The sequence below is a fragment of the Roseomonas genomospecies 6 genome (assembly GCF_008365375.1).
Taxonomy (GTDB): domain Bacteria; phylum Pseudomonadota; class Alphaproteobacteria; order Azospirillales; family Azospirillaceae; genus Azospirillum.
In genome coordinates this window covers 64,393-81,212 of record NZ_QOKW01000024.1, presented here as the reverse complement: position 1 = coordinate 81,212, position 16,820 = coordinate 64,393, and the positions used below count along the sequence as shown (strand labels likewise).

14 protein-coding genes, 2 tRNA genes and 1 riboswitch are annotated in these 16,820 nt (G+C 69.4%); of the genes, 10 read left to right on the top strand and 6 right to left on the bottom strand.

Annotated features, from left to right (window positions below; translation table 11 throughout):
- Positions 1–144 precede the first annotated feature (144 nt).
- From kduD to DS843_RS23910, 3 genes are read right to left on the bottom strand one after another with little or no spacing between them, the layout of a single operon-like run.
- Positions 145–909: a 2-dehydro-3-deoxy-D-gluconate 5-dehydrogenase KduD gene (gene kduD, locus DS843_RS23920; RefSeq protein WP_149471338.1), complete on the bottom strand. Its 765-nt coding sequence runs from the start codon at positions 907–909 to the stop codon at positions 145–147.
- Between the two features lie 31 nt (positions 910–940).
- Positions 941–1,777, bottom strand: coding sequence for a 5-dehydro-4-deoxy-D-glucuronate isomerase (gene kduI / locus DS843_RS23915; protein ID WP_149471337.1), 837 nt, complete (start codon positions 1,775–1,777; stop codon positions 941–943).
- Positions 1,778–1,826: 49 nt separating this feature from the next.
- Positions 1,827–2,576, bottom strand: a complete 750-nt coding sequence (locus DS843_RS23910; RefSeq protein WP_149471336.1) for a GntR family transcriptional regulator — start codon at positions 2,574–2,576, stop codon at positions 1,827–1,829.
- A gap of 146 nt (positions 2,577–2,722) precedes the next feature.
- On the opposite strand from DS843_RS23910, the gene DS843_RS23905 reads away from it, so the two are divergent.
- The 5 genes from DS843_RS23905 (at position 2,723) to DS843_RS23885 (ending at position 6,938) form a co-directional block, all read left to right on the top strand.
- The gene (locus tag DS843_RS23905) at positions 2,723–5,200 is read left to right on the top strand and encodes a mechanosensitive ion channel domain-containing protein (protein ID WP_286192285.1); all 2,478 of its coding nucleotides are present in this window, start codon (positions 2,723–2,725) and stop codon (positions 5,198–5,200) included.
- A gap of 136 nt (positions 5,201–5,336) precedes the next feature.
- Positions 5,337–5,423 (top strand) — tRNA-Leu (locus tag DS843_RS23900).
- A gap of 30 nt (positions 5,424–5,453) precedes the next feature.
- Positions 5,454–5,529 (top strand) — tRNA-Ala (locus tag DS843_RS23895).
- A gap of 170 nt (positions 5,530–5,699) precedes the next feature.
- Positions 5,700–6,074 carry a hypothetical protein gene (locus DS843_RS23890; protein WP_149471335.1) on the top strand — a complete coding sequence of 125 codons (375 nt, stop codon included), beginning with the start codon at positions 5,700–5,702 and terminating at the stop codon, positions 6,072–6,074.
- Between the two features lie 126 nt (positions 6,075–6,200).
- Positions 6,201–6,938 carry a superoxide dismutase gene (locus DS843_RS23885; protein ID WP_286192284.1) on the top strand — a complete coding sequence of 246 codons (738 nt, stop codon included), beginning with the start codon at positions 6,201–6,203 and terminating at the stop codon, positions 6,936–6,938.
- Positions 6,939–7,003: 65 nt separating this feature from the next.
- On the opposite strand, the gene DS843_RS23880 is transcribed toward DS843_RS23885, so the two are convergent.
- Positions 7,004–7,684 carry an energy-coupling factor ABC transporter permease gene (locus tag DS843_RS23880; RefSeq protein WP_149471334.1) on the bottom strand — a complete coding sequence of 227 codons (681 nt, stop codon included), beginning with the start codon at positions 7,682–7,684 and terminating at the stop codon, positions 7,004–7,006.
- A gap of 177 nt (positions 7,685–7,861) precedes the next feature.
- A riboswitch (cobalamin riboswitch) is annotated at positions 7,862–8,103 on the bottom strand.
- 171 nt (positions 8,104–8,274) lie between these two features.
- On the opposite strand from DS843_RS23880, the gene DS843_RS23875 reads away from it, so the two are divergent.
- Positions 8,275–10,191: a glycosyltransferase family 9 protein gene (locus tag DS843_RS23875; RefSeq protein ID WP_149471333.1), complete on the top strand. Its 1,917-nt coding sequence runs from the start codon at positions 8,275–8,277 to the stop codon at positions 10,189–10,191.
- Positions 10,192–10,398: 207 nt separating this feature from the next.
- Positions 10,399–11,550 carry a glutathionylspermidine synthase family protein gene (locus DS843_RS23870; protein ID WP_149471357.1) on the top strand — a complete coding sequence of 384 codons (1,152 nt, stop codon included), beginning with the start codon at positions 10,399–10,401 and terminating at the stop codon, positions 11,548–11,550.
- An 86-nt stretch (positions 11,551–11,636) separates the two neighbouring features.
- On the opposite strand, the gene DS843_RS23865 is transcribed toward DS843_RS23870, so the two are convergent.
- A complete protein-coding gene (locus DS843_RS23865; RefSeq protein WP_149471332.1) occupies positions 11,637–11,861 on the bottom strand; it encodes a hypothetical protein in 225 nt (74 codons plus the stop codon).
- A 160-nt stretch (positions 11,862–12,021) separates the two neighbouring features.
- Positions 12,022–12,681 (bottom strand): polyhydroxyalkanoate synthesis repressor PhaR, encoded by a 660-nt coding sequence (gene phaR / locus DS843_RS23860; protein ID WP_149471331.1) that lies wholly within the window; start codon positions 12,679–12,681, stop codon positions 12,022–12,024.
- A 503-nt stretch (positions 12,682–13,184) separates the two neighbouring features.
- On the opposite strand from phaR, the gene DS843_RS23855 reads away from it, so the two are divergent.
- From DS843_RS23855 to phbB, 3 genes are all read left to right on the top strand, one after another.
- Positions 13,185–14,432 carry an alpha/beta fold hydrolase gene (locus tag DS843_RS23855; RefSeq protein ID WP_208852301.1) on the top strand — a complete coding sequence of 416 codons (1,248 nt, stop codon included), beginning with the start codon at positions 13,185–13,187 and terminating at the stop codon, positions 14,430–14,432.
- A 112-nt stretch (positions 14,433–14,544) separates the two neighbouring features.
- Positions 14,545–15,720, top strand: a complete 1,176-nt coding sequence (locus DS843_RS23850) for an acetyl-CoA C-acetyltransferase (protein WP_149471329.1) — start codon at positions 14,545–14,547, stop codon at positions 15,718–15,720.
- A 97-nt stretch (positions 15,721–15,817) separates the two neighbouring features.
- Positions 15,818–16,540 (top strand): acetoacetyl-CoA reductase, encoded by a 723-nt coding sequence (gene phbB, locus DS843_RS23845; RefSeq protein ID WP_149471328.1) that lies wholly within the window; start codon positions 15,818–15,820, stop codon positions 16,538–16,540.
- The last annotated feature ends 280 nt before the right edge of the window (positions 16,541–16,820 follow it).

Genomic DNA, 16,820 nt, shown 5'->3' with positions numbered 1-16,820 from the left:
GGTTCCGGGGCCTTTCGTTATGCCCTGAAGTTCCGAAGAACGCCCGCGGAAACGCGACGGAGGGGGCCGTGTCCGAACCCCGCACCCCCACAAGAGTAAGGCCGGGCGCCACCGTTGGCGCCCGGCCTTACTCTCGCAGACGCCTCAGCGGGCGAGCCAGCCGCCGTCCACCGGCAGGACGGTGCCATGGACGTAGTCCGACGCGTCGGAGGCCAGGAACACCGCCGGGCCGCCCATGTCGGACGGGACGCTCCAGCGGCCTGCCGGGATGCGGCCCAGGATTTCCGCGCTGCGCTGCTCGTCGGCACGGAGCGCCGCCGTGTTGTTGGTGGCGACGTAGCCCGGCGCGATGGCGTTCACGTTGATGCCCTTGCCCGCCCATTCGTTGGCGAGCAGCCGGGTGATGCCGGCCACGCCGCTCTTGGAGGCGGTGTAGGAGGGCACGCGGATGCCGCCCTGGAAGGACAGCATGGAGGCGATGTTGATGATCTTGCCCTTGCGGCCCTGCCCGATGGCGTAGCGCCCGAAGGCCTGGCAGAGGAAGAAGACCGTCTTGATGTTGATGTTCATCACGAGGTCCCAGTCGGCCTCGGTGAAGTCCACGGCGTCGGCGCGGCGGATCAGGCCGGCGTTGTTCACCAGGATGTCCAGCCCGCCGAAGGTGCCGACGGCTTCCTCCACCAGACCCTGCACCGGGGCGATGCTGGTCAGGTCGGCCGTCATGGCGTGGAAGCGGCGGCCGGCGGCCTCGACGAGGCCCTTGGTCTCGTCCAGCGGAACGACGTCCGCGGCGGCGATGTCGGCGCCGGCCTGGGCCAGCGCCACGGCGATGCCCTGGCCGATGCCGGTGTGGGCGCCGGTCACCAGGGCGACCTTGCCGGTGAGGTCGAAGGGATGTGCCTGAGCCATTGTCTTGGTCCTTATTCTTGGCGTCCGGGGTTCAGCGCAGGTCTTCCATGGGGATGAAGTCCATGTCGGTGAAGTCCTGGTTGTCGCCGGCCATGGCCCAGATGAAGGTGTAGTTGCGGGTGCCGACGCCGGAATGGATCGACCAGCTCGGCGAGATCACCGCCTGCTCGTTGGCGACGACGATGTGGCGCGTCTCGGACGGCTCGCCCATGAAGTGGAAGACGCGGGCCGGCTCCGGCAGGTCGAAGTAGAAATAGACCTCGCAGCGCCGGTCGTGCGTGTGGCACGGCATCGTGTTCCACATGTTGTTCGGCTTCAGCACGGTCATGCCGAGCACGAGCTGCGCGGTGCGGCAGACGTCCGGATGGATCATCTGGTAGATGGTGCGCTCGTTCGACTGGGCCGGATCGCCCATGTGCACGGCCTTGGCCTGCTCGATGGAGATCTTCATCGTCTCGAAGCGGGCGTGGGCCGGAGCGCTGTTCAGATAGAACTTCGCCGGGTTGGCCGGGTCCAGGCTTTCGAAACGGACGTCCAGGCTGCCCATGGTGATGTAGAGGCAGTCGCGCGGGGCCAGATCGAACACCGCGCCGTCCACCGTGATGCGGCCCGGGCCGCCGACGTTGACCGCGCCCAGCTCGCGCCGGTCGAGGAAGTTGGCCGAACCGATCGCCTTGGCCGATTCCAGCTTCAGCGGGCCGGACACCGGCATGGCGCCGCCGACCACGAAACGGTCGATGTGGCTGTAGGTGAGGACGATGTCGTCCGCCTCGAAGATGGACGGGACGAGGAAGTGGTCGCGCAGCTTGCCGGTGTCGTAGTTGCGGACGTCGTCCTGGTGTGACGCGTGCCGGACGGTGATCTTCATGGCGGTGTCCTCGTCTGGTGTCTTTGGGGTTCGGTGTTTTTGGGGCCGGTCAGGAGCCGGTGAAGAAGAAGGGGTTCGCCCCCTGGGCCAGGGGGATCGAGGTGAGCAGGCCGTCCAGGTGAACGGCCATCCGGTCGGCGGCCAGGGCCGGGTCGGCGTCGGCGATGGCGTCCACGATGCCGGCGTGCTCGGCCAGGACATGGGCGAGGCGCCCCGGTTCCGGCAGGGTCAGGCGGCGGTAGCGGTCCACCTGGACCTTCACCTGCTGCGCCATGCTCCACAGGCGGGGATAGCCGGCGATCTCCGCGATCAGGGCGTGGAACCGCTCGTCGGCCTCGTGGAAGGCGTCGAGATCGCCGTCCTGCACCGTCTCCTGCTGGAGCACCAGATTGGCGCGCAGGCCGGCGACCTGGCTTCCGGTGGCGCGCTGCGCGGCGTGGCGGACGGCGGTGCCCTCCAGCGAGGTGCGGATGACGATGGCCTCCGGCAGGGCGTTGACCGGGATGCGGGCGACGAAGGTGCCCACCTGCGGGAAGATTTCGATCAGCCCTTCGTCGGCCAGCCGTTGCAGCGCCTCGCGCACCGGGGTGCGGCTGACGCCGAAGGCTTCGGCGATGTGCTTCTCGACGATGGGTTCGCCCGGCTTGCGCCGCATCTCCACGATGTCCGCGCGCAGCGACCGGTGGATCGTACCCATGGTGGACGCGCCGCGCGCCGGCCCGCGGGACGGCTTCACCGCGCCCCGCGGCGGGGCGGGACGCTTGCTGCCGGCGGGCATCGGAGGGGTCGGCGTGTCCATGGCTGCACCTGTTTCACCGGTCGGTCCGGTCCTGAGAGAGCATATTAGTATATCAGTGCGGAGGTGCAAGCCGGAAATCGTGGTGGCCGCGATCTTCGGTCGTCGTCCGAGGGTGTCTGGAGGAGGGGAGAGGGTGGATCGTCGTCATGAAGCCCTTCCCGATTCCGTTCGGGTTGCTGCGCTGCAAGACAAACCGCGCCCGGCGCTGTTGGCTTGAGTTCGGTCCCGCCGACCGGACCGCTCCGCCGGACCTTTTCCAGAACCGGACCCGCCAGAGGACGATGACTTCCGACGAACGTGCCCCGCGGCTTTCCGCCGCCCGCCTCCGTGCCCTGCGTGGCCTTTCCGCCCTTCTTTTCCTGCTGACCGCCGCGCTGGGTGTGCCCGCCACACCGGCTTCGGCCCAGATCCCGACGCCCGCCCAACCCACCCAGCCCGCCCGGACCGACGCCGCGCCCGACCCGGAGGAGATCGCGCGGCTGCGCCAGACGCTGGAGGACCCGGAGCGCCGTGCCGTTCTGCTCGGCCAGCTCCGCGCCCTGGAGCAGGCGGAGGAGGCCGCCGCGCCGGAGGAGCCGGAAGGGATCGGCACGCGCCTGCTCACCCTCCTGTCGGAACGGCTCGACGGGCTGGGCCAGGAAGCCGCCCTGGCGGGGGATGCGCTGCTGAGCGCCCCGCAGGGGCTGAGCTGGCTGGAGCGGCAGGTTTCCGATCCGGCGCAGCGCGCGGCCTGGGGATGGCTGGCCGCGGAGCTTCTGCTGGTCGTGGTGGTCGGGCAGGGCGCCCGGCTGCTCGCGATCCGCACCTTGCGGCGCCCGCGGGCGATGCTGGCGGCGCGCCCCATCCATTCCGCCATCGCCAAGGTGCCGCTGCTGCTGGTGCGGTCGCTGTTCGACGTGGCCCCCATCGTGGCCTTCGCCGCCGCCGGATTCGGCGTGCTGGCCCTGTTCGACCCGCCGCCGGTGGTGCGGCTGCTCAGCGTCACCTTCCTGAACGCCAGCATCTTCGTTCAGGTCGCGCTGCTGGTCGTGCGGGCGCTGCTGGCTCCGGCCTCGCCGAACCTGCGGCTGATCCCGATGAGCGACGGGTCGGCCCTGCGCCTGCTGCGCTGGTGCCGCACCATCGCCATAACGACGCTCTACGGCATGTTCCTGGCCGAGGCGGCGCGGCAGCTCGGCCTTCCGGCGCGGAGCTACAGCGCGTTGGTGACCCTGGTCGGTCTGGTCGTCGCCGTCATGCTGGCCGCGCTGGTGCTGCAAAGCCGGGAGGCGGTGGCGGCGCGGCTGCGCGGCGGAATCGCGGCCTCCCAGTCGCTGTCCGACGCGGTATCGCCGCTTCCGCCGGGGCGGCGGGCCGCCGGACCGGGGCGGATGCTGCGCGCCGCGGGCCGCCGCGTGGCCGATGTCTGGCATGCCATCGCCATCCTCTACATCGTCGTCCTGTTCGGCATCTGGGCGCTGGAGATCCGCGGCGGGCTGCTGTTCGTGGTGCAGGCGACGGCGGTGACCCTGGTGGTCGCCGGGGCCGCGCGGCTGGTTGGGCGGGGGATCGCCCGCGCCGCCGCGGCGCTGCTGGAGCGCATGGACCGCCGGCGGGGTCAGGCGGCCTGGGCGGCGGGGCGGCTGCGCCGCTACATCGTGCCCGTCGCGCGGCTGCTGCGGGGGGCGGTGGCCCTGCTGGCCGGGCTGGCGGTGCTGACGGCCTGGGGGCTGGATGTCTGGGGCTGGCTGCAGACGGCGGTCGGCCTGCGCATCGTGGCGTCGGGCCTGTCGCTTCTGCTGGTCGGTGCCATCGCGCTCGGCGTGTGGGAGGTGACGAACGGGATGATCGAGCGCCATCTGGCGACGACGGACCGCAACGGGCGCGCCATCCAGCGCAGCGCGCGGGTGCGCACCCTGCTGCCGCTGCTGCGCAGCGCGCTTCTGGTGGTCCTGCTGACTCTGGTGACGCTGATCGCCCTGTCGGAGCTGGGGCTGAACATCGGCCCGCTGCTGGCCGGCGCCGGGGTGGTCGGCCTCGCGGTCGGCTTCGGCGCCCAGACGCTGGTGAAGGACGTCATCACCGGCCTGTTCATCCTGTTCGAGGACACCATCTCCGTCGGCGACGTGGTGAATGTCGGCGGCAAGGGCGGTCTGGTGGAGGGGATGAACATCCGCACCATCCGGCTGCGCGATTTCGACGGGACGGTCCACACCATTCCCTTCAGCGCGGTCACCAGCGTGTCGAACATGACGAAGGACTTCAGCTACTATGTGTTCGACGTGGCGATCCCCTATCACGAGAACGCCGACCGCGTGGTCTCCGTCCTGCACGGCATCGGGGACGAGCTGCGCAAGGACCCGCGCTTCGCGCCCCTGATCCTGGAGCCGCTGGAGGTGCTGGGCGTCGATTCCTTCCAGGAGTCCGCGGCGGTCATCAAGGCGCGGATCAAGACGCTGCCCATCCAGCAATGGAACGTCGGGCGTGAGTTCAACGGGCGCATGAAGGCGCGCTTCATCGAATTGGGAATCGACTTCCCGCTGCCGCAGCGGACCCTGCACATCGCCCGCGGCGCGGCGGAGACGCTGGCGGACGTGAGCGCCGCCGGAGCGGGCCGGATGCGCCACGCCGGGGCCGCGGAGTAGGGCGCCGGCGCGCGTTTGCAGGGCTTTGCGAAAAAGTGACGGGCCGATGTCGATTTCGCTTGAGCCCCGCCTTCGGCACGGCTATATCAGCGCTCCCGCGTCACCCCAAGAGACGCGGGATGCAAGAGTAGACGACGCGCTTGTGGCGGAATTGGTAGACGCGCTAGGTTCAGGTCCTAGTGGCTGAAAGGCCGTGGGGGTTCGAGTCCCTCCAAGCGCACCAACACCTCTTGTGTTGGTCTGAGAGTATAGTGGGGCCATAGCTCAGCTGGGAGAGCGCTACAATGGCATTGTAGAGGTCAGGAGTTCGATCCTCCTTGGCTCCACCAACTCTCTCCTTCCCGGCAGGACGCCGGTTCTTCCCGGTTCATCGATGGTTCCGATCCCAGGCCGATCCTCCCGAAGGGGGATGGCGGGCTAATCCGTAGGGGCCTTTGCCGCGGCGGCGTTATCGGTTGGATGATGGCTCACCCGATCGAACGAATCCCCGGAGCCTCCCATGCCGACACCGCCGCACGGATCGCCCGACAGCGGGTTGAAGCCGTTCATTCTCGCCATTCATCGTGAAGCGCTGGAAACCGCGGCAGCCAAGGGGCTGACCGGCACCCTGGCGCAGGTCGCCGCCCTTCAGGACACCGCCAGCCTCGCCTCGGCATGGGCCGGACGGACGGTCACGGAGGAGGAGGTGATGCGCCTGCTGCTGCGCGAACGCCGCACCCGTAAAAGCCAGGAGGCGGCAGGAGCGGCGGCGCCTGCGCCCGTCAGGAAGCCGGCGGCGGCACCCTCGCGTTTTCGCCTGGGGCGCTGGCGGGCGGTGCCGATGGGCCTGGCCCGGTCCGTCTCCGCGGGCGTGGCGGGAAAGCTCCCGCTGTAAAACCGGCGTCACGCCACATGTCGATGCCGAATGAGTACGCCCATTGCCCTGTTGAGTGGGAAGCGGGGCGCAAAGAGGCTGTCGCTTTCCCCGCCGTTCGGCACGCAACATAACTCGGGAGGTCTCATGTCCGCTCGTCTGGATCGCCGCCAACTGCTGCTGTCCGCCGGCGCCGCCGCGCTGGTTCTGGCCGTGGAGCCGCGCTTTTCATTCGCTCAAGCGCCGGGCGGAAAGGGGTTCACGCTGCCGCCGCTGCCCTACGCCCCGGCGGCTCTGGAGCCGCACATCGACGCGACGACCATGAGCGTGCATCACGGCAAGCACCATCAGGCTTACGTGGACAATCTGAACAAGGCGCTTGCCAACCACGGCGATCTTCAGGCGATGTCCCTGGCCGACCTGCTGAAGCGGGTGCCGGAGCTTCCGGAGAGCATCCGCACCGCCGTCCGCAACAACGGCGGCGGGCACGCCAACCACAGCATGTTCTGGAGCATCATGGGGCCGAACGCCGGCGGCGCTCCGAGCGGCGAGGTCGGTGCCGCCATCTCGCGGGACTTCGGCAGCTTCGACGAATTCAAGACGCGCTTCAATTCGGCGGGGGCGGGGCAGTTCGGCAGCGGCTGGGTCTTCGTCACCGCCGATCCGTCGTCGGGCAAGCTCGCCATCGCCGCCCGCCCGAACCAGGACTCCCCGGCCATGGAGGGCGTCCCCGTGCTGATGGGCAACGACGTGTGGGAGCACGCCTATTACCTGAAATACCAGAACCGGCGCGCCGACTATCTGGCGGCCTGGTGGAACGTGGTGGACTGGGGGGCGGTGAACCGCCGTTACGCGGCGATCCGCAAGGGCGAGCTGGTGATCTGAACGAAAAAGGGCGGCGGGGATGACCCGCCGCCCTTCACGCGATGGCCGTGCCGGCAAGCGCCCGATCAGGCGGCCTGATGCAGGCGAGCGTTGAACAGCGGCCCCCCGCTCTGGCGGCGCAGAGCCTTGGCGACGGCCAGAACGGCGAGGTCGGCCAGCGGCTCGATGATGATGACGGCCATGTAGGCGGCGCCGAAGGAGGCGACCTGCATCATGGTCTCGGCGGTGAAGCCGTTGCCGTAGAAGGCCCAGAAGGCCACCCAGGCGACGATGCCGCCCTGATAGGCGGTGGAGAGGGCCAGCGCCTGCGAATACTTCAGGTCGACATAGGGGGTGGCGTCCGGAACGATCCGCTTCGCCAGCAGGCTGATGCCCCACAGCGGGACCAGCAGCGTCGTGACGTTCATGCCGTACTGCGGCAGATCGAACGGAGCGAAGAACAGGCCCTGGATCAGCAGGCCGGCGGCAAGGCCGATGGAGGCCGCACCGGCGCCGAACAGCAGCAGCAGCGTCGAGCCCAGGATCAGGTGAACCTCGGACACGCCCACGGGGTGGTGCGGGAACACCTCGAAGAAGGAGAAGACCAGCGCGGTGGCGATCAGGCTGCGCAGCACCAGCGGCGCGATTCCGCCGTTGTTGCGGACGTCGTCGTGCGCCAGCTTTCCGGCCATGGCGAAGCCGCCGGCGGCGGTCGCATAGCTGAGAGCGATCTTGGCGCCGTCCACGACGCCGGGTTCGATGTGCATGCTCTATGCCCTTTCCGAGTCTGCCATGCGTTGGAAGGGGCGTCGTTGCAGGCAGGCACCGGCATCGCAACCCCCTTTGGTCCTGTGACGTGGCGCACCGGCAGGGACGGCTTGCGGGGGGTCCGGCGGCCTTCGGGCCGGACATCGGCAAGCGGTCACCGGGGCACCCCGCCCGAGGACGTACGTTCGGTTACGGCAGGTCTCCTGGCTTGCGGGTCAAGGCGGCATCGTCCGGCCTTCCCGGCGCCCTTCGCAAGGCGGCGCCAGTGACACGGAAAGGACGAGGCCGCTCACCGCTCACAGTTGCGGGGGCAGCGCCGGACTTGCCCTTACCTCCCCGGAACGGGGCGGCGGCGCACCGGCTTCCCTCTTAGCCCCGCCACCGGACGGCGCGGGGAACCATAACCGGCGCCAGGGTAGGGGCGGGGTTCCCCGCCGTCAAGAGGGGGGCGCCGTCAAGAGGGGGATCGGACATGGTTTTCGCGGAGGTCCCCCGCCGCGAACGCCTTCCTTGACACGGCTCCGCCCGCCAAGGACAAGTTCCCGCGGAGCGCGTGACGCCGGTTGCGCGGCCAAGAGCGGGGGTCGGCATGCTACCGGTTCATTTCCTGACCATCGTGCTGAACGGCGATCCCTTCATCCGCTATCACCTGGACGTTTTCCGGCAACTGCCCTTCCCGTGGCGCTGGCACATCGTGGAGGGGGTCGCGGAGCAGGTCCGGGACTCCTCCTGGTGCGCGCAGCGGGGCGGGCGCGTTCCGCAGGACCTTCATCGCGACGGCCGCAGCAGCGACGGGACGTCGGAGTATCTGGACCGCATCGCCGCGGAGGAGCCCGACCGCGTGTCGGTCTACCGCAAGCCGCCGGGGACCTTCTGGCAGGGCAAGGTGGAGATGGTGACCGCGCCGCTGGCCGCCATGACGGAGGAATGCCTGCTCTGGCAGGTCGATGCGGACGAGCTGTGGACGGCGGAGCAGATCGTCCGGGCGCGCCGGATGTTCCTGGAGTCGCCGTCGCGCACCGCGGCGCTGTACCTGTGCCACTTCTTCGTCGGCCCGTCGCTGGTCCTCGACGGGGTGGACCGCTACGGCAATTACCGTGCCTACGAATGGCTGCGGACCTGGCGTTACCGGCCGGGGGATTTCTGGCACTCGCATGTTCCGCCCCGGCTGATGCGCCCGCAGCCCGACGGGGGCGAGGTCGAACTCGGCGCGGCGAACCCCTTCCTTCACGAGGAAACGGCGGCGGGGGGGCTGGTCTTCCAGCATTTCGCCTACGCCACGAAGGAGCAGGTCGCCTTCAAGGAGGTCTATTACGGATACGAGGGCGCGGTCCGGCGGTGGGAGGCCCTCCAGGCGGCGGGCGGCGCCTCGCTTCCGCTGCGCGATTTCTTTCCCTGGGTGACCGACGCGGCGACCGTCGTCCGGGCGGAGCATTCCCTGGTGGAGCCCTTGGCGCGTCCGGACGCCGACGGCGATTGGGCCTTCGTCCCGCCGGCCCGCGGCGCCTCCACGGCCCCGGCGGTGGCGTTGCTGCGGGAGTCCGGCCCCGCCGTCCGCCGCCGCACGCTCGTCCCCGGCGAGCCGCCGGCCATTCCGGCGGACCTCATCCGGAACGTCGGCGTGTTCCTGCTGGACGGGCTCGCTGGGGTGCTGCGGGCGTCCGGCTTTCTGCGGGAGTTGCGGCGCGCCCTGCCGCTGGCGCGGATCACCGTCTTCGCCACGCCGGACGCTGAGGCGGCGCTCGCCCTCTGCCCCTACGTCAACCAGCGGGTCAACGTGCCGCCGCTGAAGGGGCTGGCGCCGGACGACGCGCTGGTGACCGCCGTTCGGCAGGAGATCGGCCAGCAGTTCAACGGCGCCTTCGACCTCACCATCAATCCCCGCTTGGGCGAGGACACGGGGTTCGCCAACCGCCTGATGAAGGACACGGGCGCGCCGCTCCGTCTCGGCTGCAAGGTCGGCCGTCCGGTGCGGGGCTATTACGCCGACGCCTTCCTGACGCATGTCGCAACGGCTCCCGCCGTCCTGCTCGGCGCGCTCACCGCCGGAGAGCCGGACCCCGCGACGGAGGTCTGGACCTCTCCCAACGGCGAGCGCGCCGCCGCCGCGATCCTGGCGGAGGGCGCGCCGGCCCGCTGGCGTTGCGCGGTCGGCCTGTCGGCGTCGGGTGGTGCCGGAAGCCTTGCGGCGCTGAGCCGACGCCTCGCCGCGCGGGGCGACACGGCCCTGATCCTGGTCGGCGAGGACGCCGCCAAGGGGGCCGCGGCGCGCATCGCGGAGGAGGCGGGGGGCGCCTGCCTGAACGCGGTCGGGCGGCTGGGCTTCGACGGGCTGTGCGCCCTGCTGCGGCGCTGCGACCTGTTTGTCGGCACCGGCGCCCCGGCGGTGGACATCGCCGTGGCGGCGGGGGCCCCCATGGTCGGGACGGGACCGGAGCATGGCGATCCGACCGCCGACGCCGTGGAGAGCGCCATCGCCGCGTGGCTGGCCGGACGGTCCTATTGACCGTTCCTCCACGCCCGGCCCGGACGATCCGGGAGGGTAGGCGTGGAAAAACAGGGGGGCACGAGCGCAAGGCGCTTGTGTTGAAGCCGTTGCGCCGCAATGATCCGCCCCCACCGAATCCCGGACGGCCGCGCGGTCCGCTCCCCGTCCGGGCACACCATGGATCGAATCGGGCGGCCCGGTAAGCACACGATGCGCAGAGTGATCATGAAACCCCGGGCGGACTGGCGTCCGGGGCTCCGCAAATATCCCTACGGCGTCCGCGCGATGAACGCCGGTGCCTTCTGGCGCGAGGACGTGCGGTACGAGTTCTCCGCCCATCAGATCGACCTGATCGAAAGCGTCGCGGACGAACTGCACACCATGCTGCGCGAGGCGCTGCGGTCGGCGGTGGACGGGCGGGCGTTGGCCCGGCTGGGGGTGCGCGGCGGGGTGGCGCGGATTCTGGAATCCTCCTGGAACGATTATTGGGCCGCGGGCCGGCTGAACGAGCGGGCGGGCGCGCTGATCGGGCGGCTGACGCTGGCCTATGACGGGCGCGATTCGGTCAAGCTGCTGGCCTGCAACTACGACACGCCGGAGGGGCTGTTCTCCGCCTCGATCATCCAGCGCAACTGGCGCGAGGCCCTGATGGCCGATGCCAACCAGTTCAACGGCCTGCATGAAGGGCTGGTGGAGCGTTGGGAGGAGCTGGCGGCGGGCATGCCGGGCCGCGATCTCGTTCATCTGGCCTGCGCCACCCCGGACCCGATGCGCGAGAGCGAGTTGGTCTATCTGGCCGCCACCGCGGCGGAGGCCGGCATCGCCACCCATCTGCTTCCTCTGCAAAGCCTGGGTTGGGACGGCCGGCGCTTCGTCGACGACGAGGGGCGGACGGCGTCCTGGCTGGCGAAGATCTACCCGTGGCAGGGGCTGGCCGACGACGCCTTCCTGCAGAAGCTGCGGATGGGCGGCATGAGCATGCTGTCGCCGCTGTGGTGCTGGCCGATGTCGAACCACGGGCTGCTGGCGATGCTCTGGGCGCTCTACCCGCGCCACCCCAATCTCTGCCGCGCCGGCCTGGATGCGGAGGAACTGGCCGGCTGCGAGGCGGTGACGGAGCGCAGCCTGTTCGGGCTGGACGACGCGGCCCAGCGCATGACGGCCCATGGCCGCATCGTCTCGGACACCGGCAGCACCGAGTATCCGGGGGGCCGGGTCTGGCTGGAAACCCCGCCGGTCTTCGAGGAGGAGGGCGTCCACGCGCTCCTGCACGCCTGGATCATCGGCGACAAGTGCCTGGGCATGTCGGTCCGCGAGTCGGCGGACCCGCGGGTCGGCTCCGACGCGGCGATGGTGCCTCACATCTTCCGGGGCTGACGGTACGGAGGGCGGAAGGACCCCGCCCTGTCCCCGAGAGGTGTGCTCGGGGCGCAGGGCGGGTGGGCCGTTCGTTCAGTGGCGGATCAGCGCCCGCGGCCCGGCGCGAAGGGATTCGGCAGCGGAGAGCCGAACGCCTGCCGGCGGGCGTCCCTCCAGGCGACGTCGTTGCCCACGCCATTGTTGGTGCTGGACACGGAGACCACCTGACTCTGGTGGCGCAGCCAGCCGCGCAGTTTCTCTTCGAACCGGCTTGCGTCCTGGGCGTCCGCAACTTCCAGTTCCATCGTCACGCACAGTTCGGTCTTCATGGCCATTCCTCCTGTGGACCGTTCCGTTGCAGAAACAGCCCATCGTACCACTGGTCCCGAACAAACAGAAAGGGCGGGGAACTTTCCCCGCCCTGCATACTCGAAAGGCCGATGCGCATAAGGTCGATGCGCATAAGGTCGATACGATGGCCGCTGCCGCTCACTTCCCTTCGGGCTTCGCCGGGCGGGCCGGTTTGGCGATGCTGGCGATCTGCTTCTGCAGGTCGTCGATCTGCTTCTGCAGTTCCTCATAGGTGTGGTTGGCCGTCGGCGGAACGGAGGGCTGGGCGGCAGGCGGGGCGGGGACCCCGGGGCGCGGCATGGCGGGGTGCTCGCCCGGCTGCCCGTCCTCGGCGCCGCCGAAGGGCGAGAACATGCGCATGGCCCGTTCGAACATCGCCATGTTCTGCTTGCCGACCTCCTCCAGCCGCCCGAAGGGGAACATCCCGCCCAGCGTGTTCTGGAAGTAATCGCGCATCTGCTCCTGATTGCGCGAGAAGGACTGCATCGAATATTCCAGATAGCGCGGCACCATCCACTGCATGTTGTCGCCGTAGAAGCCGATGAGCTGGCGCAGGAAGCTGATGGGCAGCAGGTTCTGGCCCTTGCTCTCCTCCTCGACGATGATCTGCGTCAGAACGGAGCGGGTAATGTCCTCCCCCGTCTTGGCATCGTAGACCACGAAGTCGAGCCCGTCCTTGACCATCTGACAGAGATGGTCGAGCGTCACGTAGCTGCTGGTCGCCGTGTTGTAGAGCCGCCGGTTGGCGTACTTCTTGATCGTGATCGTCGCGGACTTCTGATCTTCCTTGTCGGCCATCGCTGTTTCTTTCAAGAAGGGTCGTGCGGCGGGAATGTTCCAGATATAAGGACTACTCGAAGGAATGCACCCTGTCCAGTGCTGTGCCGCAGCGCTGCGACCGCAGGTGCATATCCCCTGGACGATTCGGGATTTGCGACATTTTCGAACGGCCCGTCGCGGCTCTGGTCAAGGACGCCGCCTCCCACATATACTCCCGGCCATGGCCGAATCGTCCGAATCCGATACCCCGTCCCTGGAAACGCTCGCGCAACGGTACCTCGACCTGTGGCAGGAACAATGGGCGGCCTGCGCCGCCGATCCCGAAATGGCCGATGCCGCCGCCCGCCTGTTCCAGATGATGGCGCAGGGCGCCGCGGCGATGGCGCCCTTCGTCCTGGGGCCGGGCGGCTTCGCCTACACCAGCCCGCCGGGCGGCGGCTGGAATCCGGCGCCGGGACCGGCCGCGCCGCCATCGCCCCCGCCCTCACCTCCACCGTCATCTCCGGCCCATGGAGCGCCGCGTGACCGGGGACAACAGCACGACTCTCCCGAACCCCTCCCCCCGGCTGGGGCCGCGCCCCCTGGCGCTGCATCTGGCGACGGTGGCGGCGACACTGCTCAGCTCCTCCGCCGCATTGCCGCACTTGAGGAACGGCTCGCTGCCATGGAAGCCGCATCTGCGGGACCGGGCGGAGGACCTGCGCCGACGGATCGCCGCAACCGACGCGGACGCGTTCGCCCGGGCGGTTGACCAGGAGGTCCGCCGCCAGCTCGGCCTCGCCCTGACGGGGATCGAGCGCTACCGCCGCCACCCCTACCGCCGCGACCTGCCCGACCCGCCCGTCGTCTGGACGGAGGGGGCGTCCCGGCTGCTCGATTACGGCTCACTCGGCCCGGCGACGGGAACGCCGGTCCTGTTCGTGCCGTCGCTGGTCAACCGCCACTACATCCTGGACCTGTCGGCGCGCAAGAGCCTGATGCGCTGGCTGGCCGCGCAGGGCCTGCGTCCCTTCCTGATCGATTGGGGCACGCCCGGCCCGCTGGAGCGGCGCTACAGCCTGACCGACTACATCGCCGGGCGGCTGGAGCGCGCGCTCGCCGCGGTGGTGGAGGCGGTGGGGAGACCGGTCCCGGTGGTCGGCTATTGCATGGGCGGGCTGCTCGCCACCGCGCTGGCGCAGCGCCGCCCGAAGGAGGTTGCCGCGCTCGGCCTGCTCGCCACCCCCTGGGACTTCCACGCGGAGGACGCGGGCATGGCCCGCCGCGCCGCCGCCGTCTTCCAGCCCTTCGGCCCGATGCTGGACGCCTGGGGGGAGTTGCCGGTGGACGTGCTCCAGGGGCTGTTCGCCCAGCTCGACCCGCTGCTGGCTCTGAAGAAGTTCTCCCAGTTCGCCCGCATGGAACCGGACAGCCGCGCGGCGCTCGCCTTCGTGGCGCTGGAGGACTGGCTGAACGACGGGGTGCCGCTGGTCGCCGGGGTGGCCCGCGACACGCTGGCCGGATGGTACGGGCGCAACGACACGGCGCGCGGGGAATGGCTGGTCGCCGGCCTGCCGGTGGAGCCGGCGCGGCTGACCCTGCCGGTCCTGGCGCTGATCCCGGAGCGCGACCGGATCGTTCCGCCGTCGTCCGCGGTGGCTTTGGCAAGAACAATCGGCGGCGCGCAAATGATCAGGCCGCCTCTCGGTCATATTGGAATGGTGGTCAGCGCCGGCGCCGAAACAGGCGTATGGCGGCCCCTGGCCGAATGGCTTAGTGCGGCAGGATAACCACAGCCTGTCAGGTGTCTTGCATTGCGGGAAATCCGCGCATAAGGTTTTTCTCACTCCGTGCGGCACCCAGTCACGATAATAAAACTGACAAAATCTGAGGAGCGTCAACATGACCGAGGTTGTGATCGCCAGCGCAGCGCGTACTCCCATCGGCAGCTTCAACGGGGCGCTCAGCGCCGTTCCGGCCCATTTCCTGGGTGAGGTTGCCATCCGCGAAGCGCTGAGCCGCGCCAAGACCGACGCCGCGGAGGTGACCGAGGTCATCCTGGGCCAGATCCTGACCGCCGGTCAGGGCCAGAACCCGGCCCGCCAGGCCGCCGTCAACGCCGGCATCCCGGCCTCCGCCACCGCCTTCGGCATCAACCAGCTCTGCGGCTCCGGCCTGCGCTCCGTGGCGCTCGGCTATCAGGCGATCCGCAACGGCGACGCCGAGATCATGGTCGTCGGCGGCCAGGAGAGCATGAGCCAGGCCCCGCACGTCATGCATCTGCGCAACGGCGTGAAGATGGGCTCCGCCGAGATGCTCGACACCATGCTGAAGGACGGCCTGTGGGACGCCTTCCACGGCTATCACATGGGCACGACGGCGGAGAACGTCGCCCAGAAGTGGCAGCTCACCCGCGACGAGCAGGACGCCTTTGCCGCCGCCTCGCAGCAGAAGGCCGAAGCCGCCCAGAAGTCCGGCCGCTTCAAGGACGAGATCATCCCGGTCACCATCAAGGGCCGCAAGGGCGACATCATCGTCGCCGACGACGAGTATCCGAAGCACGGCACCACCGCGGAGTCGCTGGGCAAGCTGCGCCCGGCCTTCTCCAAGGACGGCACGGTGACCGCCGGCAACGCGTCGGGCATCAACGACGGCGCCGCGGCGCTGGTGCTGATGACCGCCGAGAACGCGGCCAAGCGCGGCCTGACCCCGCTGGCCCGCATCGTGTCCTGGGCGACCGCCGGCGTCGATCCGGCGATCATGGGCACCGGCCCGATCCCGGCCTCCCGCCTCGCGCTGGAGAAGGCCGGCTGGAAGCACGAGGACCTGGACCTGATCGAGGCGAACGAGGCGTTCGCCGCGCAGGCCCTGGCCGTGAACAAGGACCTTGGCTGGGACACCTCCAAGGTCAACGTCAACGGCGGCGCCATCGCGCTCGGCCACCCGGTCGGCGCGTCCGGCGCCCGCGTCCTGACCACCCTGCTCTATGAGATGCAGAAGCGCGACGCCAAGAAGGGCCTCGCCACCTTGTGCATCGGTGGCGGCATGGGCATCGCCCTCACCGTCGAGCGGGGCTGACGAAAAGCGGGCCGTACCCTCCGGGGTGCGGCCCGTTTCGTATGTGCGTATAGAAACCGATAAAGAATCCAACATCCAAGCTTTGGGGGAGGAGCCAATGGCTCGAGTTGCAGTCGTCACGGGCGGAACGCGCGGTATCGGTGAAGCCATCTCCGTCGCGTTGAAGAACGCCGGCTACGTCGTCGCCGCCAACTACGCTGGCAACGACGAGAAGGCGAAGGAATTCTCCGCCCGCACGGGCATCGCGGTCTACAAGTTCGACGTGTCGGACTTCGACGCCGTGAAGGAAGGCATCGCGAAGATCACCGCCGAACTCGGGCCGGTGGACGTGGTCGTGAACAACGCCGGCATCACCCGCGACGGCGTGCTGCAGCGCATGACCCCGCAGCAGTGGAACGAGGTCATCGCGACGAACCTCACCTCCTGCTTCAACCTGTGCCGCAACGTCATCGACGGCATGCGCGAGCGCGGCTTCGGCCGCATCGTCAACATCGGCTCGGTGAACGGCCAGGCCGGCCAGTACGGCCAGGTGAACTACGCCGCCGCCAAGTCGGGCATCCACGGCTTCACCAAGGCTCTGGCCCAGGAGGGCGCGGCCAAGGGCATCACCGTGAACGCCATCGCGCCGGGCTACATCGACACCGACATGGTGCGCGCGGTGCCGCCCAACGTGCTGGAGAAGATCGTGGCCCGCATCCCGGTGGGCCGTCTGGGCAAGGCGGAAGAAATCGCCCGCGGCGTTCTGTTCCTGGTTGGCGACGACGCCGGCTTCATCACCGGCTCGACCCTGTCGATCAACGGCGGCCAGCACATGTATTGATCGGCCGGTGCATTGACTCCCGGGTCTTCGGACCCGTTCGAAGCGACACGAAGCCTTCGCCCCTCTCCCGCGCCCGCGGGGGAGGGGTTTCTCTTTGGAGGTCTGGTCGGGAAATGGCAGCGCCACCGGCAAGCCGAAAAAGCGAAACCCCCGCGCGGGGGGCGGGGGTTTCTGCGGTTGTGCCAGGACATCCGCAATGGTTGAGCCGTCTCAACGGCAATGTTCAGAAATGTGTGGCCGAACAGGTCGGCTTCCTCAGATAAGCGCAGGTGGACTCATG